Annotated in this window: 21 protein-coding genes and 1 pseudogene; 6 read left to right on the top strand and 16 right to left on the bottom strand. The window is 60.2% G+C overall.

Annotated elements, in window-relative coordinates:
• Positions 1–546 (bottom strand): type IV toxin-antitoxin system AbiEi family antitoxin (locus tag FGD77_RS02710; protein WP_255006112.1); only part of this gene is annotated, 546 nt, incomplete at its 3' end.
• A gap of 298 nt (positions 547–844) precedes the next feature.
• Between FGD77_RS02710 and FGD77_RS02705 the strand changes: the two genes are divergently transcribed.
• From FGD77_RS02705 to FGD77_RS02690, 4 genes are all read left to right on the top strand, one after another.
• Positions 845–2,023, top strand: a complete 1,179-nt coding sequence (locus FGD77_RS02705; protein WP_255006110.1) for a DNA repair exonuclease — start codon at positions 845–847, stop codon at positions 2,021–2,023.
• On the top strand, positions 2,020–5,427 hold the full coding sequence (locus FGD77_RS02700; RefSeq protein WP_255006109.1) for an AAA family ATPase: 3,408 nt from the start codon (positions 2,020–2,022) through the stop codon (positions 5,425–5,427). The genes FGD77_RS02705 and FGD77_RS02700 overlap by 4 nt, the downstream gene beginning before the upstream one ends.
• Positions 5,428–5,684: 257 nt before the next feature.
• Complete coding sequence (locus tag FGD77_RS02695; protein WP_255006106.1) at positions 5,685–6,794, top strand: hypothetical protein; 1,110 nt, start codon at positions 5,685–5,687, stop codon at positions 6,792–6,794.
• Positions 6,795–7,122: 328 nt separating this feature from the next.
• On the top strand, positions 7,123–8,130 hold the full coding sequence (locus FGD77_RS02690) for a restriction endonuclease (RefSeq protein WP_255006105.1): 1,008 nt from the start codon (positions 7,123–7,125) through the stop codon (positions 8,128–8,130).
• A gap of 19 nt (positions 8,131–8,149) precedes the next feature.
• Here FGD77_RS02690 and FGD77_RS02685 read toward each other — a convergent pair whose 3' ends face one another.
• The 3 genes from FGD77_RS02685 to FGD77_RS02675 all read right to left on the bottom strand — a co-directional run bounded on the left by FGD77_RS02685 (position 8,150) and on the right by FGD77_RS02675 (position 11,211).
• Complete coding sequence (locus FGD77_RS02685; protein ID WP_255006104.1) at positions 8,150–8,698, bottom strand: DUF3800 domain-containing protein; 549 nt, start codon at positions 8,696–8,698, stop codon at positions 8,150–8,152.
• A gap of 86 nt (positions 8,699–8,784) precedes the next feature.
• Positions 8,785–10,011 carry an IS256 family transposase gene (locus FGD77_RS02680; RefSeq protein ID WP_255006103.1) on the bottom strand — a complete coding sequence of 409 codons (1,227 nt, stop codon included), beginning with the start codon at positions 10,009–10,011 and terminating at the stop codon, positions 8,785–8,787.
• Positions 10,012–10,053: 42 nt separating this feature from the next.
• Positions 10,054–11,211 carry a hypothetical protein gene (locus FGD77_RS02675; RefSeq protein WP_255006102.1) on the bottom strand — a complete coding sequence of 386 codons (1,158 nt, stop codon included), beginning with the start codon at positions 11,209–11,211 and terminating at the stop codon, positions 10,054–10,056.
• A 101-nt stretch (positions 11,212–11,312) separates the two neighbouring features.
• Between FGD77_RS02675 and FGD77_RS02670 the strand changes: the two genes are divergently transcribed.
• Positions 11,313–11,534: a hypothetical protein gene (locus FGD77_RS02670; protein WP_255006100.1), complete on the top strand. Its 222-nt coding sequence runs from the start codon at positions 11,313–11,315 to the stop codon at positions 11,532–11,534.
• A 357-nt stretch (positions 11,535–11,891) separates the two neighbouring features.
• On the opposite strand, the gene FGD77_RS02665 is transcribed toward FGD77_RS02670, so the two are convergent.
• The gene (locus FGD77_RS02665; RefSeq protein ID WP_255006097.1) at positions 11,892–12,107 is read right to left on the bottom strand and encodes a hypothetical protein; all 216 of its coding nucleotides are present in this window, start codon (positions 12,105–12,107) and stop codon (positions 11,892–11,894) included.
• 87 nt (positions 12,108–12,194) lie between these two features.
• Entirely contained in the window at positions 12,195–12,392 is a 198-nt protein-coding gene (locus FGD77_RS22260) for a DUF1127 domain-containing protein (protein ID WP_369682677.1), read from the bottom strand.
• 76 nt (positions 12,393–12,468) lie between these two features.
• Between FGD77_RS22260 and FGD77_RS02660 the strand changes: the two are divergent.
• A pseudogene (locus FGD77_RS02660) lies at positions 12,469–12,729 on the top strand (transposase); the annotation flags it as partial.
• 301 nt (positions 12,730–13,030) lie between these two features.
• Here the strand turns inward: FGD77_RS02660 and FGD77_RS02655 are convergent.
• The 10 genes from FGD77_RS02655 to FGD77_RS02610 form a co-directional block, all read right to left on the bottom strand.
• Positions 13,031–13,693 (bottom strand): Crp/Fnr family transcriptional regulator, encoded by a 663-nt coding sequence (locus tag FGD77_RS02655; protein WP_255006095.1) that lies wholly within the window; start codon positions 13,691–13,693, stop codon positions 13,031–13,033.
• Between the two features lie 501 nt (positions 13,694–14,194).
• Complete coding sequence (locus FGD77_RS02650) at positions 14,195–14,905, bottom strand: IS6 family transposase (protein WP_255006053.1); 711 nt, start codon at positions 14,903–14,905, stop codon at positions 14,195–14,197.
• A gap of 379 nt (positions 14,906–15,284) precedes the next feature.
• Positions 15,285–16,493, bottom strand: coding sequence for an alpha/beta hydrolase (locus FGD77_RS02645; protein ID WP_255006129.1), 1,209 nt, complete (start codon positions 16,491–16,493; stop codon positions 15,285–15,287).
• Entirely contained in the window at positions 16,448–17,038 is a 591-nt protein-coding gene (locus FGD77_RS02640; RefSeq protein ID WP_255006088.1) for a hypothetical protein, read from the bottom strand. Before FGD77_RS02640 ends, FGD77_RS02645 begins: the two co-directional genes overlap by 46 nt.
• Positions 17,039–17,121: 83 nt before the next feature.
• Positions 17,122–17,769, bottom strand: coding sequence for an LUD domain-containing protein (locus tag FGD77_RS02635; protein WP_255006087.1), 648 nt, complete (start codon positions 17,767–17,769; stop codon positions 17,122–17,124).
• A complete protein-coding gene (locus FGD77_RS02630; RefSeq protein ID WP_255006086.1) occupies positions 17,766–19,199 on the bottom strand; it encodes a lactate utilization protein B in 1,434 nt (477 codons plus the stop codon). The genes FGD77_RS02635 and FGD77_RS02630 overlap by 4 nt, the downstream gene beginning before the upstream one ends.
• A gap of 5 nt (positions 19,200–19,204) precedes the next feature.
• Positions 19,205–19,972, bottom strand: coding sequence for a (Fe-S)-binding protein (locus FGD77_RS02625; protein WP_255006085.1), 768 nt, complete (start codon positions 19,970–19,972; stop codon positions 19,205–19,207).
• Between the two features lie 7 nt (positions 19,973–19,979).
• Positions 19,980–21,749 (bottom strand): L-lactate permease, encoded by a 1,770-nt coding sequence (locus FGD77_RS02620; protein ID WP_255006084.1) that lies wholly within the window; start codon positions 21,747–21,749, stop codon positions 19,980–19,982.
• Positions 21,750–21,856: 107 nt separating this feature from the next.
• The gene (locus FGD77_RS02615) at positions 21,857–23,344 is read right to left on the bottom strand and encodes an NAD(P)(+) transhydrogenase (Re/Si-specific) subunit beta (protein WP_255006083.1); all 1,488 of its coding nucleotides are present in this window, start codon (positions 23,342–23,344) and stop codon (positions 21,857–21,859) included.
• A gap of 13 nt (positions 23,345–23,357) precedes the next feature.
• The gene (locus tag FGD77_RS02610) at positions 23,358–24,932 is read right to left on the bottom strand and encodes a Re/Si-specific NAD(P)(+) transhydrogenase subunit alpha (protein ID WP_255006081.1); all 1,575 of its coding nucleotides are present in this window, start codon (positions 24,930–24,932) and stop codon (positions 23,358–23,360) included.
• Between the last annotated feature and the right edge of the window lie 26 nt (positions 24,933–24,958).

Here is a 24,958-nt window from a genome sequence, read left to right as displayed (position 1 = left end):
CGTGGCGACATTGTCGATGCCGGCAGATGCTTGGGGGTAGCGGAGGAGGTCGAGAGCGGTCAGAGCCGGTGACGAAAGTTGCATATTGCCAGTGTCCGTTTTGCGCTTTTCTACGCCTTCGGCGACCTCCGAAATGTCTTTGCGGTAGTAGAAGACAATCAGATTACGACCGGCTCGAATTTTCGGAAACCGCTTTGACGTCACGACCTGGAATTCCATAACGGCCTGGTGGGTCGCGCCGTGAAGCTCTGCAGCCTTGAGGAGGCCGACATAGTAGTTTTGTCCCTCGTGTCCCATAAGAGCGTCGATGTACCAGGATGGTGGTGGTGCTCCCCACGTTGCATACTGCGGAGGGACGGCAACGTAGAAACCCTGCCGAGGGCTCAACAAGGTCTTACGACGTTGTAGCCGTTCTGCAGCGTCCAGGAATGCGCCGTGGCTCACGTTGAGGGCGCTCTCAGCTTCGTCAGCCGTGAACACGGATCGGCCAGCCGACAGCAGCTCGGTGATGTAGCTAGATAGGGCAGATCGCTGATCATGAACCATGTTTGTATGTCCGCGTTTTGAGCGGAAATTCTTACATGATTTGCCATCTCTGAGCAATACGTGCTCAAATGTCCGCGCCTAAAGCGGAATCTCTAGCATGGTTGCATCAACAACCAAAGCCAAGTGACCTTCAGGGAGCTGCCTCGACCGACACCTAGAAGAAGATGGGCTAGACAGTCAGTTCCCTGCGTCGTCCGGAGTATCACTGCTTTGAGGGGTGATTATCACTGGAACTAAGTGGCGAAAGATCGCAGAATTTGTAACCGCTTGTATTCATGAATTCTAATGGCGAAGGATAATGCGACTACTTGCTACAGCCGACATTCACCTAGGTTCTCCGATCAGGTCGGTCGCACTGCGAAACCCTGATCTTGGGGATCGTTTGAAGCAGGCGAGTCGTGACACGTTCGCACGGATCGTCGATCTGGCGGTGACCGAGAACGTGGATGCGCTCGTATTGGCGGGGGACATTTTCGACAATGGATACCCGGATTTGCGGTCTCGCGCCTTCCTGATCGCACAGTTGTCACGGGCCGCGGAGGCAGGTGTGCCAACGGTCTTGATCCGAGGTAACCACGATGCGTTGCTCGACCACCGTGCCCACGGAGAACTTGGTCCCAACATCCATCTTCTGCACAAGGAAATGCCAACGGTCGAAATCGGCGATACCGCCTTTCACGGGCTTTCGTACGATGCGTCTCATGTCGGAAAGAGCTTCCTACCCGACTACCCAAAGCCGGTGCCGGACAAGCGAAACGTCGGTCTTATGCATACCTCGCTTGACGGGGCTCCCGGTCATGATCCGTATGCGCCCTGTGCCGCGGCCGATTTGATGGCGCACGGCTTCGACCTATGGTGCCTCGGTCATATACATGCGCCATTTGAGCGTCGGGACGGCCCCGTTTTGGCAATGATGCCGGGCATTCCGCAGCCGCGCCATTTCGGTGAGCGCCGGGGCGGGACAGTCACGCTTGTCGAAATGGGAGACGGCGCGCCCATATTCGAGCGGCGCGACGTTGCGCAGTTGGGTTTCGCCGAGTTGGAACTAGACCTCCAGGCCTGCAACGATCAGCAGGACGTAGTTGGCAGTCTTAGAGACGGCCTTTTGTCGGCACAGGAGCGGAATCAGGATATCGCCGTCCGGCTGACGGTCACAAGCTTGAGGCAGAGTGCCGCGTTTGTTACGGAACTCGCCGAAGAAATCTTGGGCGACGTCGATCGGGTTTTTCTGGACAAGATCACAATCGTACCGCCCTCTCGCCCACTCAACACCGAGACAGATGACCTTGTTCGACTGATGCGCGCCGAAATAGCCGAAGACGGCTTCCGCCAAGCCGCCCTTCAGCAACTTGATGAAGTCCATACCGCCCTGCCGAGCGAAATCGCGGGAGAGCTGGACGACAGCGCTCTGGACGCATTGTTCGAAGATGCCATCGCTGAAGTGATGCTTGCGATTCATGCGGAGCGGCCGGAATGAGGCTGAATGAGCTGCATCTTATCCGCTACGGCAATTTCGAAAACGCCGAGATCGTCTTTCAGGTGACAGAGCCGGGCACCCCCGACGTAACTGTGGTTTACGGGCCGAACGAGGCCGGAAAGTCGACAGCGTTTAACGCGCTATTGGAAGTTCTCTTTGGCTTCCGAGCTGGTGCGCATCCCTATGCATTCCGGTTCGAGCGAAGCGACTTGCTAGTGGGGGCAGAGCTTGATCTACCCGGTCGCGGGGCAACTGTCCTGCGACGAAACAGCAAGCGGTCGCAGTCCTTGCTGGATTCAGACAATCGGCCGGTCGCCGACGCGATCCTCGCGAGCGCCTTGCACGGGCTGACGCGGGAGGAATTTGAGGAGAGGTTCTCGCTGGATGAAAGAGGTCTGCGGCACGGCGGCGAACGGATTGCCAGTGCGAAGGGCGATCTCGGTCAGCTTTTGCATGCAGGCGTTTCGGGTCTGACCGGCATTTCGGAGACGCTGAATGCACTGTCGGAGCGCGCCGACAAATTCCACAAAAAACATGGCCGTGCCACGGAGCTGAAACAGGCGAGCGACCGCCTGAAACAGATCAGCCGCGAGCTTCGAGCCGATCGGCTGACCTCGGAACGGGAACGAACTCTTCGTCAGGACTGTGAACAGAAGACCGCGCTGTTCGAGGCGGAAAACTTAGCGCTGGTCACTGCGCAAAAACGTCGTCTTGCCGCCACGGCGGCCAGTACGTGGTTCGACCGAACCGAGGAGATGGAACGACTTGCCGAGGCCCTGAAGGACTACCCCGATGGCCGGGACCTGCCCCAAGATACGGCGGAGCGCGTCGCGGCGCTGGTGGAGAAAATCTCCTCGCTCGAGGACCGGATCTCCGAGGCAGACAATGACGTCGCCAGCCTTGACCGGATCATTGAAGAGAATCCCGCTGACACGCTCGCTCCGGCGCTGAACGCCGAATTGGAACGTCTTGATCAGATGACGATCGATGAAGCCCCTTTGATGGACCGGGCCACGACGGCGCGCGCGGATCTCGACCGTCGGACGGCAGACCGGGATGCGCTCGCCACGGAGATTTCAGCGGCGCTGACGCGGCTCTCGCCGTCCGGTACTGCGGTGTCGGATCTTGTTCTCGACACGGCGGAGCTGGAAGAGATCGCCGGGGCTGTCGAGGCGTGCCGTATGGCCGGCGAGGCGTTGAACACGGCGAATGCCGTTGCCGATGCGGCGAAAGCGCGGGAGGGCGAGGCGCCTAGCGAGCCGCAAGATCTGACCCTCCTGCGCGACGCATTCGAGGCCTGGAGGCCAGTTTCGGACTTGACCATGTGCGAAACGGAGCGGGATCAGACCCTCGCGCGACTGACGAAGGCTGCCGCCGACTTGCCTTCGGACTGGACCGGCTTGGTCGACGCCGGCCTACCTGCGCCTGAGACGCTTGAGAAAGCAGCGCGGGAGTGGTCGGACTTGTCCTCGGACATCGCCGCAGCCAAGGGCAACGTCGAGGAGCGCTCGAAGGAATTGGAGGATGCCACGGCCGATCTCTCGGCTTTGCAGGACGCGCCCGAAGCGGTGGATGTCGCAACAACCGAGGAAACCCGTCGCCACCGCGACCTGGCTTGGATACGCCACCGCGACGACCTGTCCGATCCCTCCGCCGACGAATTCGAGACGGCGATGCGCGCGGACGACAGTGCACGCGCCCATTTCGTAGCTGGGGCGGAGATCCGCCAGCGGCGGCTTGAAGCGCAGAGAAGGGAAAAGACAGCGAAGGCGCGTTTCGAAACCGCTGAAGCGCGGCTGGCAGACCTGATCGATCGCCGCGAGAGTTTGTCAGAGGTTCATTCGGGGCTATCAGTTAAGCTCGGTCTGGAAGCAGGCGCCCCTCCAGCGGCTTTCGGACCACGCCACCAGGCCCTTGCGACGGCGGCCAACGCCGCTGCCGATCACTCGAACGCGCAAGCAGCGTTGGATACCCGCCGCCGCCGCGAAGAAGCCTTGCGCACCGAATTGATGGAATCGGCCCGCGCCTTGGACCTCGGCGTGGGCAAGGGCGAAATAGCTGCCCGGGTGCAAAGGGTTCTGACGCTGGAAGAAAGTGACCGCAAAGCCTGGAGTAAATGGCGGGACGGCCAGAAGGCCATCGACAAACTGGACGACGACGCGCTGGTCAAGAAGGGCGATCTTAAGCGGGCAGAGGTCGAGTTCGAACGGTTGACTTCCTCTTTGCCACTGAGGGATCGCTCGGTCGAGGGGGTCCGGAATGCTCTTCCACAGTTGCGGAACCTACTTCGGCTGCACACCGATCATCAGCGTCTCGATGAGCGGATCGAGGCTCTGCAACAGGCGACCTCGGCGTTGTCAGAGGGGGCCGCACGGCTGGCGAAGATTCTTGGCGAGACAGAGGATCAGGTCGGGCTGGAACCTATTCAGACCATCGACCAGGCGCGCTTGCGTCTGGCGGCAGCAACGCGCGCCGACGAAAAGCGCGGTGATGCCAAGTCACGTCGGGACAAGGTCACGGCGGCACGACATCGCCATACGACCGAGCTTGGGACCGCAAGGAGCGAACTAGATGCCCATTTCAACGGTCAGGGGGATGACAGCCTTCTGCCAAGCGATCGGATAGCAAGGCTGGTTGAACGGGATCGGTTGCGCGCCAACCGTCTGGCGGCGGATCAGGACAGGCAGCAGGCCATCGTTGGCGTCGACGAAGATCTCTTCGGGGAGGAACTCGATCGGATGCCGGACGCCTCCCGCGGACTTGTTCTCGAACAGCAGGTCCAAGACGCGCAAGACAGCCGAGACGCCGCGCGCGATGCACAACGTGAGGCCGAGCGTTTGTACCGCGAAGCATTCGACGCCGCCGACCGTAGCGATCTGGTTACCGAACAGGCGACGTTACTGGAGGCGCTCCGCAGTGGCGGGCGCCAGGCGGTCGTTGCGCGGCTGGGTGTGCTGGCGGCCCGTGGGGCACTTCGTCGGCTGGCGGAGGAACGACGTAGCGACATGCTGCGCGATGTCGAGGCGGCCTTTGTCACCATGACCGCGCCCAAGTGGCGCGGCGTCGATGTCTGGAGCCAGGTCGAAGGAGAAAAGTTGGTCGGCATCGACGCCGACGGCGCTAAGGTTCCAGTCGAAAAGATGTCGACGGGGACCATGGGCCAGCTGTATTTCGCCTTGCGGCTGGCCGGGTATCGCAGCTTTGCGAACGACCTCGGAGCCCTTCCGATGATCCTTGACGACATTATGGAAACATTCGACGACACGCGCGCCCGGGCCGCGTTGCAACTATGCGCCGAGATCGGGGCAAGTGGGCAGGCGATCCTGTTCACCCACCACGCACACCTGGTTGAGATGGCCCGCGCCTCGGTTCCGGGAGTGGCCGTTGTGGAAATGCCGGCCTGACCAACTGGGTATTCAGCTTTCCGCCGAGTAACGACTTTCGTGGCACCGCCCTGTTTAACGGACCGGTGGTGCCGAAACGAAAGTCCACTCATTCTATTCTTGGGCCGAAAGTGGCATCGGTCCGATAACGATTTTGGAAAATTCGGTCCGGTCGCGTCGGAATAGCCCGAGTGCTGCAGCTGGCAGTGCCAAGTGCGGTATTACGCTGTCATTGCGCAGCTGGTAGTAAAAGGGCGCTTGTCGGATGGAGGAAGAGAGTGAGTTTTTCGTTCTGGTGGATTGTTGGCGGGATTGTCCTTGTCATTCTCGGAATCTGGACCTGGAAGCCGAGTAAGGCGGCCCGGCAGCACGGGCGTCTCGATGAAACTCCGCCTTCTATCAAAGTGGCAAAACCCAAGGGTCTTTTGCGCGCCGAGCAACGCGGCTTGCGGGCTCCGGTCCCGATGGGTTGGGAAGTTCACAAGTTTGGCGACAATGCGCCCGCGGGCGACTGGGTACAGTGGAATATCGGAAGCGGATGGTTCGATGTCCAAGGTCTCTTCAATCGCAAAGAGGGAGTAAGGGAGTTTCTTCGGCTGGCAGCTCAAGCCGACATGCGGGGCGAGCCTTTCGGGGCATTGCTTAACCCCGAGCCTGACAACAAGCATGATAAGAACGCCATGCAAGTCATCGGCATCCTTGGTCCGCACGAAGCGCCGACGTCACGGGTCGCCTTGGGCTATGTGCCAGCCGATGTGGCGGCCGAGGTCGCAAGCTTTCCGGAGGGGATGCCAATTGCCGTGGAACTGAAGAAATCCCGGATCGGGGAGGTTGACGTCATCTTGAACTGCGCAGGTTTGTGGCCACCGGCCAAGCAGCGACAGGAGATGGGATTTGAGACGGCGCCATCGAAACCTGCCACCAGAGTGGACGAGAAAGCACTCGAGAAGCTCGATGCCTTGATCCAGCGCATGAACGCGATGCCTGCCCTCACAGCGAAGCAAGCGGCCGCGAGACAGAAAACGAATAGGATCGATTTCATCGAGGACGACGAAGCTACAATTCAGCGCAAGTTGGCCGAACTGGAGGCCGACAGATCACCTTCGGTTCTGGAGGACGCCGGCGGTATCAAACAATACGACAACGACCTTGCCAAGCAGGTGGAGATCGTCAGCGAAGGACTCGATGGATGGGAACGGTCCGGCATGACACCCGCGCCGTACTATTCCTACCGGATTGCTGTGATCCTCTCGAAGCAGAAAGAAGTTGAGCGCGAGAAGGCTTTCCTAGCCGCCTGGTGCAGGCATTTCTCCGAAGTTGGTATCGGGCAGCGCTATGCGGACTTGGTCGAGCGGGCTCGTAAGAAGGGTGCCGTTCCGGCGGCCTGAAGTTTGGCGGAAGAGGGTTGGTACGCTGATGGTAGCCGAGGATATCGCTCTCGGAGCGGTAACTACGATGGGGGGCATGCCACTACGGGCCTCCAAATGGGACATGCTTTTCCCGGCATACAAGGTCCAGTAATTGGCACGGAACGCGAATTCCCTGCAGAGCAGACCAATGGCCGCTTTATCGGCCACAAGAGACACAGAACGTGCGATATGTGCTCGAGCGTGCATGCTATAGTTCCAAGGCGAATGCGATTGACACAAGCCTTATAGAACTACCGCGGCTCAATACTTCGTCAGAACGGATGACTACACTCAGGACTGGAGCAACATGGGAAGCATTAACATATCACGACAGACCACAGTTGATTTACTCACGGAGTTTGCGGGATTCAAGGCGGGGATCGTTCTGACAGACGTTGAACTTTCGGAACTTCTACAGGATTATGACGCAGTATTATCAAAGAAAATCGTTTCAGAGGAGATTGGGGGCTTTCGCTTTCATTCATCTGAATTCGATGAGATTGCGGCGCACATCCTGTACAAGCTTGGAAATATTGACGAACCAACTACCATCCCCCATCACCTCCGACTTTATCATAAGGTAAAGTCCGACCCCAAAAAGCTCGCCTGCTACGAACATGTCATGGGCTGTTACAGTGACTTCATGAGGTCGGTTTTTGCTGATCCGCCGCCTTATGGGACGGCATTGGACCCTGAGCCATTCATGAGGGCCGCAATGAAGGGGCACGGGAAGGATGGCCTGGATATGGCAATGGAAGTCATTAAGGGCATCAACCACCAGCTTCATATTTCACCGCACGGCCGGATTCGCTCTCGCGATTGGAAGGACACAGCCGATCTGGAAACTCTCTTCAAATCGGAGTCGCTCGAAACCATGTATGGCAGTTTTTTCGATCAGCGGTTCATCGATTATTTGGAGCGGAACTTTGAAAAAGTTGGAGAAATACACTGGCGCAAGTTTGAAGGTTTGGCGGGAGAATTTTTTGAAAGGGAGGGGTTTCGCGTGGATGTGGGACCCGGGCGAAATGATGATGGCATAGACCTCAGAATATATCCAAGGGAGCAGTTGGAGGAAATGCCACCGCTAATTATTGTTCAATGCAAAAGGCAGAAAGAAAAGATTGGAAAGGCGTTACTGAAATCCGTCTATGCGGATGTTCTCCACGAGAAGTCAGAGTCAGGGCTTATCGTTACAAGTTCATACATGTCCCCCGGCGCGGAAACGATGCGCGTGGCGAGGGAATACCCCGTAGAAGCCGCCGACAGAGACACTTTGAAAACGTGGATAGCCAAAATGAAGAGCGAACGGATTTGAGAGAAAATGGCGGAAAGATCTAACGTTTGGAACCCATTAGATTGGCAGCAAGATAGTCGATCAGTTCACCGCCTTGATTGCCCTGTCGAAAGCGCCTTTGCTCCTCGAAATCAGTAGACGGCAACATGTGGATGAACTGGTCGTCGGCATACAGAGCCAACATTTGCTCGGGATTGAGGCCGCCAGTGCGTAAACCAGCCAGATTATTCCCCGCCTCGATCGCAGCGCCAACCATGACATCTGCCAGTTGCACTGCCGGGCTCTTCTTCGAGTCCACCTGTTCCACGTCTGTGAGCTTGAGGGGAAAGCTAAGCGTCGTGATCTCGGTCGCCCGAAACTCGACCGTATCGTCGTGATTGATGAAACGCTGCAAGAGTTCATGATAGGTAGCAAGATTCTTGGACTGGTCGTGCTGTACCCGGTAGGGGCCGTCCGCCATCACCTCCATCCGAGTGATGAGCGATGTCAGTACAATCATCGCGACGTCGGTGGTCAGTTCTGGGGTGGCGATGGCCGACAAACAATCGCGATCGGCATACTGTGCGAGAGGACCAATGACCTCGGGCATCTGCCTCCAATTCGTCGCTCGGTGGTGTCTCGAATCTGGTGGAAATTCCCCGGCGGCGTTCTCCGAGTATGGGGATTTGGGCCTGATCAGGCCGCGAGGTCAAGGCTGATCGGGGCGATGGGCTGAGCCAGCGTTTCCCAACCGTCCACTTTCCGCATCTGGATCTGGCCCGATGCCATCAGCGCCCAGAGCAGCATCGGCACGGTTTCGGCGCAGGGCAGCACGGTTTGGGTTTTGATGCGGCGGCGGAACTCCTCGTTCAGGCGCTCGATGGCGTTTGTCGTGCGGGCTGATTTCCACTGCGGCGGGTCCAGCCGGGTGAAGGTGAACAGCCGGTCTCCGGCCTCTTCCAGGCTGTCCGCCACCGCGCGGCATTTCAACCGCCATTTGCGCAGGAACGCCTTGCGGCGCTTGTCGATTTCAGCCGCATTTTCGGCATAGATCATGTCGCGATAATCCTCGGTCAACTCGTCCTGCATGCGTTTCGGGGCGTGGCCGAGAAGATTGCGATGCTTGTGAACCGTGCAGCGCTGGATCGGCAGGTCCTCTCCCCAGAGCGCGACAAGAGCGGCCTCAAGACCGGGAGCGCCGTCGACAATGACAAACTCCGGTCGCTTCAGGCCGCGCGCGTCGAGATCGCCGAGAAACTCGGCCCAGGCAGCCTTGCTTTCACCGCCCATATTCATAATCGAGAGCAGCACCTTCTGCCCGTCCCGGCGTATGCCGATAGCCGCCAGCACCGAGATGTTGGTGGCTTTCTTGTCAATGCGCGTCTTGATCACCGTGCCGTCGAGGATCAGCCGGACGATGTCCTCATTGGCCAGGTTGCGCGCCACCCAGGCATCCCAGTCGACCTTCACCTTGCGCCAGGCCCGGCTGACCACATCCTTGCTCACCGCGCCTTCGAATAGCCCATACAGCGCCCGTTTCACGCGCCGCGTGTTGGTGCCTGCCAGGTAGACCGAGGCAATCAGCGCTTCAGCCTTCTTGGTCAGCCGCTGATAACGCGGCAGCGCCTTCGAGCGCCATTCCGTGGTCTTGCCGGTCTCATCGACGGCGCGGGCACGCGGCACGCTTATCGTCTCGGTCCCAAACGTGCCAATCAACTGACGCTCCCGGTGGCCGTGCCGGTAGCCCGTGGGTTTGTCGGTGCTGCGGTCATAGCGGCAGCGCCCCAGAAACGCCTCCAATTCCTCTTCGAAAACCGCCTCGATCGTGGCGCGGATATTTTCTCGAAGGCGATCCTCGATCGGATCATGGCCCGTTTCATTGGACAGTAGCGAAAGCGTGGCAGTGTCGGTATTGTTCTTCATGGCGTGATCTCCCTGGCGGTGTCAGCCGCCGGTTGGGTGGGTTCAAGTCACCCGGAGATTACGCCACCTTCGAATTTCTACCACCTTCGCGACACGACCCGTCGCTCTGGCTGCCGACACTAGGTCATTCAGTGCTTCGCAGGTTTTCTCCTTCATAGCTCGCTGAAAAGACTCCATCAGCCGTTCAAATTGCGGTTCGCCGAGCAGTGCCGGGCCAGCCATGTGCAACATGGACGCCATCGCATAGTTCTGGCCATTCGCGTAGAAGTCCAAACCGCGCTCGTAATAGTAGGGCTCCACGGCGTAGTCGACGAACATGAGCGTCAACATGAACCGTTTGTCGCAGACGTAGGTAACACACTTGAATTCACCAAGGAGGTCGCGCATCAGCGCAAGCAACCGGGGGTGGTTGGTTTGTCGCCTTGATAACGCACGGTACTTCAACTCGGGTGCCTGCAACTTTGGGAAGCCGACTTGCTTGGCGAGGCCATCGGGAGCCTCGAAAGTCACTTCGTGGATTCCAAGAAAGTAGGAGGTGAACTGAAGTGCCACGGCTCCCGCGAAGACCGAGGCCGGCAAGTTCAGCGGTGATCGGCTAAACAGAGCCTCCGATGCCGAAATGAGACCGAAAGGTGAAGTCGGGCTGGGGGCGAGTTCGGGCTTTGTTGCCTCCGCTGGTCTGTCGTCTGGCGCGTTTTCGTCAGCGTGGCTGCCCTCTTCCAGATTTGAAGCGGATGCGGCAGGGGTGGCCTTCGCTCCGCGCTTTTCGCGCCGTTTGGCGTCCAGTTTGGATCGGGCGGCACTGAGCTCCGTTTGCAAATCGCTCGCCGCCTCCGGATCATCACAGCCGAAGACCCTTGCAAGCCATCTGATGTTCTCGCTGCTGATCCCGTTGTCGTTGTCCTGGAACCAGACCTGGACAGTGCGGAGATCGATACCATTCCGGTTGGCTTCGATTGACGAAATTGCGTCGGCCAACGTCTCCGGCGTCCACGGTCCGTCAGGAAACCCCTGAAGGTCGACCGGTCTACCCGCACCTGCTGCCGCTAAACGAGCAAAAAGTTGCTTAAAGTCTTCGCCAGATTTCTGCGGTGCAACAAAGTATTTTCCATTCTTGATCAATATTTTGCGCGCCAGTTTTTCGTTCTTTTGCGCCCCTCTGCGTAGTTTATCGTGATGACGCCGAACAGGTAAGCTCAACTATTCCGAGTGGCGGATTTTGGCTGGAAGTGGCCGTTGCTGCACCGCGACATCAAACATCGGTGTGCCGATCCAGCATCAAGAATACTGGAGGACTTTGCATGACAACCGTCGTAAGGATCAAAGTGAAGCCATACCGCACCGCAGGTCGAGGCTCCAACCAAAAGCAGAGTGGGCGCGAAGAGCGCCTCCACGCCCATGCTGTAAAGCGCATTTATGACCGCCATACCGGTGAGCATATTGGATGGCTTTACGAATGGAACACTGGCGATCTTGTTCCGAGATGGACTGCAGCGCCGCACAGTGATGTTATCTATGATTGAATGAACGACTTGAGAACTAGGTCAGGATGGCCGCATTATTTAACATAATAAGCTCAGCTTGGACGTTGCTCAAGCTGAACTAAGCGATATCGAGGTGGGGCGCGGAGAGATGTTCGGGCAAATTGAAGCGGTGACAAGAATGAACACCGAGTCGAGGCGCGGGTCCTCACACCATCGACGCTTCTCATTCTGACAGGAGCGCAATTCAGGCGCCTCATGGATGGCAACAAGACCTTGAGGGAGGCGGTGCGCGCGCTTGCGGTGAAGCGCGGAATCAAGTCCGAAGCGGTCCGGTCCGAACGGCCACTATCCGACTAAAGTCAGCGTCCGTACACCATGTCACCGATGACAGTGGCATCATGGGACGGCACCGACCCTCTCGATACGTTTGCTGCCTTGAGCCGACCGCGAACCTGCCGCTTCGTCGTTCTCCGGATCTGCGCGGGTCCTGCCGCCATCGTCCTCCCAACGCGAGATGCTGAGTTCACCCAGCCCGGAAAGCCGAGACACATAACTGCGCGCTCGTTTGGTGGAGGAAAGAAAGCTGTCAAAATTTGGCTTGTAGAGAATCATTAGTCTAACTCCTCTATCTTGTCGGTTTCCAATTTCGGGTCGACCAATTGTACGGGGTCGGCGGCCGGGCGCCACATCGAATCTCGCTCAAGCTGCTTGCCGATAAACTTCGTTATCGGCATTTCGCTCCGCCCTGGCATTCGCCACCGGTGTCATCCGGAGCTCGCGTGAGTCGAACCCTTCAACCACGCGGCGTATATCGCCTCGGGCAATTCCGATATCATGGAGAACTTCGTCGCGGAGCCTCTCAAGCATAGCGATCATCTTGCGTCGCTGCCAGCGCAGAGTGGTCGAAGCAATCCATCGACCGAAAGCTCCGCCCTTACGTGGGGGGCGCGGGTTCGCGGCGTGATAGGCTTGAAGATCGGCGGAGGTCGACTATGACGGCCATATATCTCGGCGCGGCGACCGGCATCTGCGCTGGCTGCTCTACGAAGCCGCGGCGATCATCCTGACACGCGTTCGGACCGAAGGCAGTCTGCGCACATGGGGGCTCGGGCTCCGGGAAAGGCTCGGCTTCAAGCGCGCCGCCGTCGCCGTGGCCCGCAAACTGGCGGTGATCATGCATGCGATGCTCAAGACTGGCGAGGTCTTCGAACCGCAACCAGGAGCTGCAACCTGAAGTCCAGCGGATAGCGTTCGGGTCCCGAACGCTCGAGGCGTCCCTGCCGGGACGTGGGCCGGGCTATTCCGTTGATGGGGTTGCACCGTCTTTCAGACAGAGTGCGTCATCCACATTGAAGGCTATTCCCGCGACGCCCAAAATGCGGCGGCCAATGCCGACCGCGGAGACAACCATGCATCCGGCAGGCACGCATTCAGGCAAGCAGCGCTTGACGCTACAAGAGCGATTAGACAACCCCATCACCTTGGCACATCGAGGCCGTCGGGGGCCGGTCACATCATCCAAGCCGGTATGTTGCCTAAAGGTGAGGGATTTTAACACCGGCAATCAAGTGCTTCATAATCTGCCGATCTTTCACAATGACGCGACTTGGAGACAGCAGTTCAATACACCTGGCATTCTTTAAACGCGTGAACTGCCGGCTGACTGTTTCGCTTTCCATGCCCAAGTATTGGCCAATTTCGTCGCGAGAGATTGGTATATAGATCTCATGCGGATTGAGTGCTTTCCGACAATGGCGAATTTCAAGCTCGTGCAAAAAAACTGCCAGTCGCTCTACCGGCGACCGTCGTCCAAGTGTCACCAGTAGATCTTGCGTCATCTCGGTTTCTCTCTTGGCAAAGGCATTCCAAGTCGACTGAACCACTGGATTCTCAGCTTTAAGGGTGTTGATCCTTGCCTGATCCAGAAAGTACAATGTAGCGTCTTCAACGACCTCGACTGTCGCAAGCCATCGCGACCCAAGAGTTTGCGTCGTCACAACATCTCCGCGGAATCGAAGGCCCACGATTTGGGTCCGACCGTCCGCCAGGTTAACTGACAGCTTAAGAACGCCCGATTCGACCAAGATCACAACATCAATCGGGCTCCCGGCAAGCGCAAGCATAGTGCATTTCGGGATTGTACGGATCGTCGATTCCCTAACGAACAGACAATACTCACAAGGCTTTCCGGCCCGCATCTCCACGCCACAGCAAAGACGAGGCCGCCGGGTCCGGCCCTGCCTACAAGAGATTGCGGAAAGCAACGAACAGCCTGGCTCGGTCTTCGGATACTGATGCTTCATACTGTTGTGTCCGCTTCTCTTCCGAGCCACCATATTGTGGCTATTTTATTGACCTTTAAGTCTCATAGGTTCCTGAATGCGCAGGGCATCTGATACAACTATCTGAAACCACCGCTATTTTTGTAAACACGATGGTAATGTTAGTTTACCTCTTTGTCAAGTCGCTCTTAGTCAGGCGGAAGAAGCCGCTGAGCTTGTTGGAGATTCTGATTAGGATCAGCGCGCCGTGGGCCTGCGCGGATAGGGTTGCGGGGAGCCACACGGAAGATTCGAATCACGTCTGGGGGAGCGCGACCTTGTATAGTGACTGTACGTTCGTGTTCATTCGCAGCATCAGCACGCGCAGGGGCATTGTCAGCTTGTTCTATCGCGACGTGACGAAGACCGGCGCCACCATCATGCGGCCATTTCAGCAGCACAATCGTTCCACAGACTGAACGCATCAGCCCGGGAGTGGCGATAGGATATTGCGGAGAGGCGATGGCGTTTCGGGCGGAACAGGGTTGCGGTCTGATCGTGAACGGAAAAAAACCGCTGCGCTTGGCGCGGAGATTTGAAGCGGCCCATGATCTTTTCTCGTCGTCTTGTGTGTCGATGCGACGCTTCCGACCGGTTGTTCAACCCCTTGTGCGAGCGGTGCTCGACGCTTGGGCAAAGCCCCCGAACGGCGACGCCATAGCTGCGCAGCTTGTCGGTCACGATAACCCGCGGCACGCCCCACCGCCGCATCAGTTTTCGAAGAAATCGCTTGGCAGCATGGGCATTCCTGCGACTTTGGGCCAGGATCTCCAGCACGTCGCCGTTCGCGTCGACCGCCCGCCAAAGCCAGTGCTTCTGGCCCCGGATTGAGATCACGACCTCGTCGAGGTGCCATTTGTCGGCCGGGGTCGGACGGTCGCGACGAATGCTGGCGGCGATCTGTGCTCCGAACCGTTGGCACCACACCCGGATGCTTTCATACGAGACGATCACGCCCCGCTCGGCCAACAGATCCTCGACATCGCGCAAGCTCAGGGCAAACCGATGGTACGCCCAGACGGCATAGGAGATGATCGAACGAGGGAACCGGAAGCCCTTCAGGCGAGGCTGTGAAACTTGGCTGATCATGTGCGGTCGCTATGCATGAACCCAGGCAACGTCAATAACCTGACAATACCCGCGGCACAGTAGATGTTCTCTGGTTGTTCCGCCTTAACGGGATCCTACGAACAAACCTTCCAATGGGGCCTGACCGTTCAAGCGCTCTATCCGAAAAGAACGATCGCGCCATTGCCGCCGGTCGCGTAGAGGCGCGCCGCCGCCCGCAGATCGGCGGCAGAACACCGCTCAGCATCTCAATCGCTTCCGTCGCGCGACGCGGATCGCTGACGAACTCGGCATCGTGCTGGAACTCGTCCCGATCGTAGCGCTCTCGGATACCTTTCTGGCCCAACCACCTGTCAGCGCTTGCTCCCCTCCCAGCGGAGCGACCGTCGGACAGCGACAATCAGTCCGCGCGAACATAGCTGCCGGGGGCGGGTTCGATCGGCTTAAGTTTGCCCTTGCCCGGCACATAGGCGGACACCTGTTCGGTGTCGGACTGGCTGTCTATCCAGGCCAGCCAGTGCGCCCACCACGAACCCTCCTGATGTTCGGCCCCTGCCAGCCATTCCAACGGTTGCTCTGGATAGTCTGCGCACGTCCAGTAACCGTATTTCGGTCGCTTGGCGGGCGGGTTGATCACCCCCGCGATATGGCCCGAGCCGCCCAGAACGAAGGTCGTGTCACCGCCCAGCAACCCGGTCGTCGGATAGATCGAGTTCCAGGGCGCGATATGATCCTCTTTCGTGGCAAAGACATAGAAGGGAATGTCGATCTTGCCGATATCGATGGGCACACCGTCCATGGTCAGATGACCGGGCTGGCGCAGCCCGTTCTCGATATAGATCTTCTCCAGATACCACAGCAGCATCGCGGCAGGCAGGCGGGTGCTGTCGCCGTTCCAGAACAGCAGATCGAAGGCCGGTGGCTTGCGGCCCATCAGATAGTTCATCACGTGGAAAGACCAGATCAGGTCATTTTCCCGGATCATCGAGAACATGTCCTGCAGGTGGTGATTTTCCAGATGGCCCTTTTCGGCCATATGTTCGCGCAGTACCTTCAGCCGGTCGCGGTCGATAAAGACGCCGATCTCGCCCACATCGGTGAAATCCACCATGGTGGCCAGGGTCGTGGCTGTCTTGACCCGCTTGTCGCCCTTGGCCGCCATATAGGCCAGCGTCGCAGTGACCAGAATGCCGCCGATGCAGAAGCCGAGAATGTCGAATTCGTCCTCGCCCGTCGCTTGGGTGATCGCTTCCAGCGCGGCCAGCGGGCCAAGCCGCATGTAATCCTCGAAGCTCAGCGCGGCATGTTTCTTGGTCGGATTGACCCATGAGATCAGAAAGACGCTGTGCCCCTGTTCCAGCATATAGCGGACCAGACTGTTGTCGGGCTTCATGTCGAAGATGTAATACTTGTTGATCCAAGGCGGCACGAACAGCAGCGGCCGCTTGAACTGGGTCTTGGTCAGCGGCTCGTAGTGAATGAGCTGGATCAGCTCGTTCTGATAGATCACCTGCCCCGGCGTGGTGGCCAGGTCGCGCCCGACCTCGAAGGCGGCGCGGTCGGTCATGTTGATGTCCAGCCGTCCCTCGCCGCGCTCAAGATCATCCAGCAGGTTGCGGAACCCGTCCAGCAGGCTGCGGCCATCGGTTTCCAGGAACCGCTCTCGCGCGGTACCGGGTTCAGCGCCAGATAGTTGCTGGGCGACAGAGCGCTCAGCAGTTGGCGGGTATAGAAGCGCACCCGCAGGCTGTCCTTGTCGCCGTCGGGCAGGGTCTCGATCAGCCGGTCGGCGGCGCCTTCGATGGCCAGATGCACGTCGCGCAGGCCCCGGCTGACCGGGTTGCTGTTCCAGCGCCCGTCCCGAAAGCGTCGGTCCTTGCTGTCGTGGCCCTCGCCCACCCAAGCCCCGGCCCAGGCCTTGGCGCTGTCGGCCCAGAGATCCACCTGGAACTGCGCCAGCGCAAACGGGTTCTGCGCCAGCTTCATCCCCGCGCGAGCATAAGCCTGCGCCACCGTTCCGGAATCCAGCACCGTGAAGTCGCGCCCCGTGGCTTTGGCCAGGGCACTGGCGCTGCTGCGCTGCGCCAGCCCCTGCGCCCGCTGCATCAGGCTGGCAAATTCCGCGGTCTGTTCGGCAATCTCGCTTTGGTCCATTCCGGTTCTCCTTGGGGGTAGATAGAGCGACGGGCTCTGCTGGCAAAGGTCGGCGGCGGTGGGCATTGGCAACCGGTAGGTTGTCAATCTGAGCTTGAAACAAGGATCACATGCAGGAAGCCCGGCCCATGCGCCCCGCGCACATAGCTCCCTTCGATATCGGTCGTGCCGCTGGGTCCGGTGATCAGGATCGCGTTGCGCGGATGAGGCCGCTCGGCCAACCGCGCAGCATAGTCCTCGAGATGGGACAGGACATCGGATTCCCGCAGCACCACGATGTGATGCAGGGGCAGGAAAGACAGCAGGATCGGCGTATCGGAGCCCGAATGCACGATCATGGACCCGCTTTCGGCGATGCCCCAAAGCGCCATTCCGAGCGCTGCCGGCTGGTCCGGCGCAAGGATGGTACCGGTGTCTAGACCCGTCCAGTCAAGCGCGGTCAGCGCAGGCGTCGGTTCTAGGGCCAGGGAAAGGGTCAGGCCGTGTCCCAACAGATAGCGCCGCACGGCGTCGGGAACGGCTTCCATGCGGCCAACCTGGTCGATGGTCGTGCTGATCGCCTCAGCCTTCAGGATGAAGGCATCGACCAGCCCCTCGGCGACCAGCCGGGGGCGGCTGGTGTCGGGATCGGCCAGCAGGGCCTTGGCCTCGGCGGCGATGACGTCGGGCGGCGGGCGTTCCTGGGGCAGGGCGGCGCGGATCGCCGACAGGATGCGGTCGCGGGCGGTCATGGGCGGTCCTCCTTATGTGCCTGCTGGGCGCGATACTGGTCCATGAAGGTGCGGCCCGCCGGGCGCGGCAGGTCGCGATGGGCCGTCCAGCCGCCCGCCAGCGGCAGGCGCGCGATCCAGCCCCCCTTGCCGAACAACCGGAGGGCGCGCACGCCGATCCGGCTGGCTAGCCGGTAAAGACCGGGCCGCCGGGCCAGAACGGCCCAGATACCGATACCGACGCGAAGGCTTCCCGGTTCCAGCCTTTCTCGCCAACTGCGGATCCGCCAGGCGCGCAGCAGCGTGGGGATGGGAATCTCAACCGGGCAGACTTCGGCGCAGCGGCCGTTCATGGTGCAGGCATTGGGCAGGTCGCGCGATCCGGCCAGCCCGTTCAGCACCGGCGTCAGAACCGAACCCATCGGTCCGGGATAGGTGCCGCCATAGGCGTGCCCGCCGATCTGGCGATAGACCACGCAATGGTTCATGCAGGCACCACAGCGGATGCAGCGCAGCATCTCGCGGAACTCGTTGTCCAGCATCCTGGTGCGACCGTTATCCACCAGCACGATGTGCATCTCCTCGGGACCATCGGCGTCGCCAGGACGTTTGGGTCCGCAGTGGAAGGTGGTGTATTGCGTCAGTTCGCCGCCCGTGGCCGACCGCACCAGCAGGCGCAGCAGGGACAGGGCATGGGCGGTGGTCGGCACGATCTTCTCGATCCCCGCCGTCACGATATGAATGCGCGGCGGCGTGGTAGTCAGTTCGGCATTGCCTTCATTCGTCACCGTGCAGGTGGCACCCGTATCGGCCACCAGGAAATTCGACCCCGAAATGCCGATGTCGGCCCCCAGAAACTTGGCGCGCAATTCGCGCCGCGCGCTTTGCACCATGGTGGCCGGATCGTCGGCGGCGGGCGGCGGGTGATGAGCTATCTTGAACAGCTCCGCCACCTGTTCGCGGGTGCGGTGCATCGCGGGCCAGACGATGTGGGAGGGGGCCTCTCCGGCAAGCTGGATGATGTGTTCGGCCAGGTCGGTCTCGACCCGCTCGATCCCGGCATCGGCCAAGGCATGCGGCAGACCGATTTCCTCGCCCAGCATGGATTTCGACCGCGTCACCAGCTTGGCCTTGGCATCCAGGCAGATGCGGGTGATGATCGCCCGCGCCTCGGCATCGTCGGATGCCCAGTGGACCGTCGCACCGGATGCGGTGGCGTTGCGCTCGAACTGTTCAAGATAATGGTCCAGATGGGCGATCACGTGATCCTTGATCGCGCGTCCGCGGGCGCGGGCGGCCTGGAATTCGGGAAACGCCGCCACCGCAACCGCGCGCTTGGCCTCGGCCGTGCCGGTGGTGCGGTCGATGGCGATCTTCAGCGTCCGGTCCGCCAGTGCCGTCTTGGCACGGTTCTTGAACGAAACCTGCACAGTTGCCTCTGGTGCGCTCATGATTCTCAGCCCTCCTCGCCGATGGCGGGACCGTCGGCCCGGCCCGCCAGAACCTCGATGGTGTGGAAACAGCGCGTCCTTGCGCCCCGGCGGTTCAGCTTGCCTGCCATGTTCATCAGGCATCCCAGATCTCCCGCCAGAAGCAGGTCGGCCTCGGTGCGCTCGATCGCCTCGGCCTTTTCGGTGACGATGGCGTTCGAGATGTCGGAATACTTGACGCAGAACGTGCCGCCAAAGCCGCAGCAGACATCATTGCCTTCCAGTCCCCGCATCTCCAGGCCCTCGACTTCCGCCAGAAGCGCACGGGGTTGCGCGGCGATGCCCAGTTCGCGCAGCCCTGCGCAACTGTCGTGGTAGGTGGCCGTCGCTGACAGGCGACGGCCTTTTGGCCGAAAACCCATCACATCAACTAGGAAACTGGTGATCTCGTGGGTTCTCGCGGCGAGGGTCCGGGCGCGGGGCGCCCAGACCGGATCGTTGGCCAACAGGTCCGGATAGCCGTGCACGATGGTTCCCGCGCAGGATCCCGAGGGCAGGACAACATAGTCGAAGCCCTCGAAAGCAGCGATGGTCTGTCGCGCCAGTGCTGCTGCATCCTTTTCGTCCCCGCTGTTCAGGGCGGGTTGTCCGCAACATGTCTGCGCCTCTGGAACCTCCACTCTGCAGCCGGCCTCTTCCAGCAGTTGCAGGGCGGAGAAACCGATGCAGGGTCGGATGGCGTCTACAATACAGGTCACGAAAAGACCGACATGGGGGGGTGGCTGTTCGGACATGGCGACCTCAGTTTCGCGAGATGGCGGGAACGCTTCCGCGATTGCGTGCCATCAAGATGAGCACAACCGCGGGCCAGATCAATGCCGCGATCCACCAAAGGCTGAGGCTTCCCGCGAGGAGTGCGAAACCGATGAAACCCCCTTGCACAATGTAATAGAACATCGGGATCAGAGTTTTCCGGATGAGTTCGCCTTCGCGGTCGACAAGGCCAACGGTTGCGGATGCCGCAACCACATTGTGTACGCAGATCATGTTTCCCGCGGCCCCGCCGATGGCCTGCAAGGCGACGACGGTTCCGGCACCAGCGGCGCCAAGCCCGATCTGTTCAGCTGTCGAGAACTGGAAGAGCGAGAACATCATGTTCGAGATTGTGTTCGAGCCGGCCACGAAGGCGCCCATCGCGCCGATCAGCGGTGCAAACATCGGCCAAGCCTCACCCGCCGCCGCCGAGACGCCCTCGGCCAGAACGATCGGCATGCTGGCCATGCTGTCCGAGGCCGAGTTCAGGAAAACTTGCACCATCGGCACGGCCAGCAGCAGCGCCGGAGCGGCGGCGATCATCGTCGATCCAGATGATTTCAGTGCGGTTACGTAGTCCCGCAGCTTCATGCCGTGTAGGAAGAAGGTGAAGACAGAGGCAAGGATCAGCACGGTTCCGGGCAGATAGGCGACCTGCACTCGCGCCGTGATACCCGAACCAAACAGGTCAGAAAAGGCCAGCGTCATTTCTGGTGAGGTCAGCCATTCCTTGACTGGCGCCACGGTGCGGGTGACGACCAACAGCGCCACGACGAACACATAGGGCGCCCAGGCCTTCAGCAGCGGCATCATTTTCTGACCGGCCCGGTGATCCTCAAGATCGTCAAGCTTGCCGACCCAACTCGGCTCCCACGCCGCACGCGGCGGGAACTCGAAAGTCTCGGTCGGGATAAGAAACCCGCGCTGTGCTGCGGGTACGACGATCAGCAATCCGATGATGCCGCCCACCAGCGACGGAAATTCGGGGCCAAGAAGCGCAGCGATGGCATAGTAGGGAACGGTGAAGGCCAACCCTGCAAAGAGGGCGAACTTCCAGATCCGGAACCCTTCGCGGAAAGACCTGTTAACACCAAAGAAGCGCGTCAACATTCCCACCAGGATCAGGGGTATCAGGAACCCGATAAGCCCGTGGATCATAGCCACGCGAGTGGCAATTTCCATGAGATACTCGGTGAAGGGCAAGGGCGCGATAGCGGCCTCGACCGATGCCTGTCCTGAGAGCCCGGTGTTGACGCCCACGAGAATCGGTGTGCCTACTGCTCCAAAAGAGACCGGTGTACTCTGGATGATCAGGGCGACCAGAACTGCGGCCATGGCCGGAAAACCGATCGCCACCAGAAGCGGCGCGGCGATCGCCGCCGGTGTTCCAAATCCGGAAGCTCCCTCGATCAGCGACCCGAAAAGCCAGGCGATGATTATCGCCTGCACACGCCGATCGGGAGAGATGCTTGTGAATCCTGCTCGTATTGAGCGGATGCCCCCACTCTCCTCTAGCGTGTAGAGAAGCAGGATCGCGCCGAAGATGATGTAAAGTAGGCTGATTGCCGTCACGCCCCCATTGACTGTGGCTCCGAGTACCTTGTTGACATCGGTGCCCCAGACCAAAAGCGCGGTCGCGGCGGTGACAAGATAGGCCACGCCCATCGAAAGCTTGGCAGAGCGCGCCAGAACCACCAATAGCATGAACACTGTGGCGATTGGCAGCAAGGCCAATATGAATGTGAATAGCTGGGACATCTTTCCTCCTCAATGCAGCGGGGCGACACCGCGCTGCCGTGTTTCGATGAATAGGCTGTTATTGCAGCGAATTTTCGTTGTCCGTGGCGCGCAACGGTCCGGGCCACTTACCCGATCATCGTCAGGAGCTTGTCGAGGCTCACCTTCGCGTCGCCGTAAAACATGCGGGTGTTCTCCTTGTAAAACAGTGGGTTCTCGACGCCGGAATAGCCGGTTCCTTGGCCTCGCTTTGAGACGAAGACCTGCTTGGCTTTCCAGCATTCCAGCACCGGCATGCCGGCGATGGGGCTATTGGGATCGTCCTGCGCAGCCGGGTTCACAATGTCGTTCGATCCGATGACGATGGCCACGCCTGTGTCCGGGAAATCGTCGTTGATCTCGTCCATCTCCAAGACGATGTCGTAGGGCACCTTAGCCTCGGCCAAGAGCACGTTCATGTGCCCTGGCAGGCGCCCGGCAACCGGATGGATGGCGAAACGCACGTTCTTGCCCTTGGTGCGCAGCTTGCGGGCAAGTTCGCTCACCGCATGCTGAGCCTGGGCCACCGCCATTCCGTAGCCGGGGATGATGATCACGCTGTCGGCCTCCTCGAGCGCCGCTGCTACACCTTCGGCTTCGATCGCAACCTGTTCACCTTCGATTTCGGCTGCCGGGCCCTGAGCGCCCCCGAAGCCGCCGAGAATGACGCTGACGAAATGCCGGTTCATCGCCTTGCACATGATGTAGCTGAGGATTGCACCCGACGAGCCCACCAGCGCGCCCACGACGATCAAAAGGTCATTGCCGAGCGAGAAGCCGATCGCCGCCGCCGCCCAGCCCGAGTAGCTGTTCAGCATCGAAACCACGACCGGCATGTCGGCCCCGCCAATGCCCATGATCAGGTGATAGCCGATGAAGAGCGCGGCCAGCGTCATCAGAAGGAGCGGGAAGAAGCCGCCCGTCGAGAAGTACCAGATCAGGCAGATCACCGAGATGATCGCCGTCGCCAGGTTGAGAACGTGCCCACCTGGCAGCTTGGTTGCGGCCGAGGTCGTCTTGCCCGCCAACTTGCCGAAGGCCACGACCGAGCCGGTGAAGGTGATCGCACCGATGAAGACCCCGAGGAAAAGCTCGATACGAAGGATGCTGATCTCCGCGCCGGTCTTGTGTGAGACCACGGCGGCGAAGCCGCGGAACATCTCGGCGATCGCCTTAGGCGTGTGGCCCGAGCCGTCATTGGGCAGCGGGAAGCCCGCACCGGCCTCGGCGAAGGCCGCCGCCACGCGCCCGATCTCGATGTGGGCGTTGAATCCCACGAAGACCGCGGCGAGGCCCACGAGGCTGTGCATCGCCGCCACCAGCTGCGGCATCTCAGTCATCTGTACGCGCTTGGCCACATAGACGCCGATCACAGCACCACCCGCAATCAGCAGTAGCGACAGAAGCCAGAGCCCCGAGCCCGGCCCAATCAGCGTCGCCATGACCGCCAGGCCCATGCCGACGATGCCGTACCAAACCGCACGCTTGGCACTTTCCTGACCAGAGAGCCCGCCGAGCGACAGGATGAAGAGGATAGCCGCAACCACGTAGGCGGCAGTGGTGAATCCGATTTCCATTGCCCGGCCTCCTTCAGGATTTCTGGAACATGGCGAGCATGCGCCGGGTGACGAGGAAGCCGCCGAAGATGTTGATCCCGGCCATGAAGACGCTGAGTACCGCCAGTGCGATCACCAGGAACGAGCCCGATCCGATCTGCATCAGCGCGCCGAGGATGATGATCGATGAGATCGCGTTGGTGATCGCCATCAGCGGCGTGTGCAGGCTGTGCGAGACGTTCCAGATCACCTGGAAGCCCACGAACACGGATAGAACGAACACGATGAAGTGCTGCATGAACGAGGCCGGCGTGTAGAACCCCGCGAGCAGGATCAGCCCGCCGCCCACGGCGAGGAGCGTCACCTGGCTCTTGGTCTGTGCCTTGAAGGCCGCGAGTTCCTGCGCCCGCTTCTCCTCGACCGTCAGCTCCCTCGGCCTCTCCTTCTTAGGCGCGGCGGCGATCGCCGCTACCTTCGGCGGCGGCGGCGGATAGGTGATCTCGCCTTCATGCACGACGGTCGCGCCCCGGATCACGTCGTCGTCCATGTTGTGGTTGACCACCCCGTCCTTCTCGGGCGTGAGGTCGGTCATCATGTGACGGACGTTGGTCGCGTAGAGCGTCGAGGACTGCGTCGCCATGCGGCTCGGGAAATCGGTATAGCCGACGATGGTCACGCCGTTGTCGGTGACGATCTTCTCCTCGGGTTTGGTCAGTTCGCAGTTGCCGCCGCGCTCGGCGGCGAGGTCAACGATCACCGAACCGGGCTTCATCGCCTCGACCATGTCCCTGGTCCAGAGCACCGGCGCGTCCCGGCCCGGGATCAGCGCGGTGGTGATGACGATGTCCATCTCGGGGGCGAGTTCGCGGAATTTCTCAAGTTGCTTCTCGCGGAACTCGGGGCTCGACTGCGCCGCGTAGCCCCCGGTCGAGGAACCGTCTTGGCCGCTTTCCTCGAAATCGAGATAGACGAATTCGGCGCCCATGCTCTCGATCTGCTCGGCGACTTCGGGGCGTACGTCGAAGGCGTAGGTGATGGCACCGAGCGAGGTCGAGGTGCCGATCGCGGCCAGTCCCGCGACGCCGGCGCCGACGATCAGGACCTTTGCAGGCGGCACCTTGCCCGCCGCTGTCACCTGGCCGGTGAAGAACCGGCCGAAGTTGTTGCCCGCCTCGATCACCGCGCGGTAGCCAGCGATATTCGCCATCGACGACAACGCGTCCATCTTCTGGGCCCGGCTGATCCGCGGCACCATGTCCATTGCGATCACGGTGGCGCCCCCGTCGCGCGCCAGTTCCAGCAGTTTCTCGTTCTGAGCCGGCCAGAAGAAGCTGACAAGCGTCTGGCCTTTCCGGAGTTGCTTGACCTCGGTCTCGGTCGGAGGCTGCACCTTGGCAACGATATCGGCCTCCTTGAAAAGCGCCGCGGCGGACTTGACGACTTCTACACCTGCCTCCTCGAAAGCCACGTCCGAAAACCCGGCTTTCGCGCCAGCGCCGGTTTCAATCAGGCACTCGTAACCCAGTTTCCGAAGCTGCCCCGCACTATCCGGTGTCATCGCGACCCGCGCTTCGCCGTCGAGAACTTCCTTCGGTGTTCCAATTCTCATTTCTTGATCCTCGACGATTTCTGAAA

Source organism: Roseovarius sp. M141 (assembly GCF_024355225.1).
Lineage (GTDB): Bacteria > Pseudomonadota > Alphaproteobacteria > Rhodobacterales > Rhodobacteraceae > Roseovarius.
This window is presented reverse-complemented; position numbering and strand designations above follow the sequence as displayed.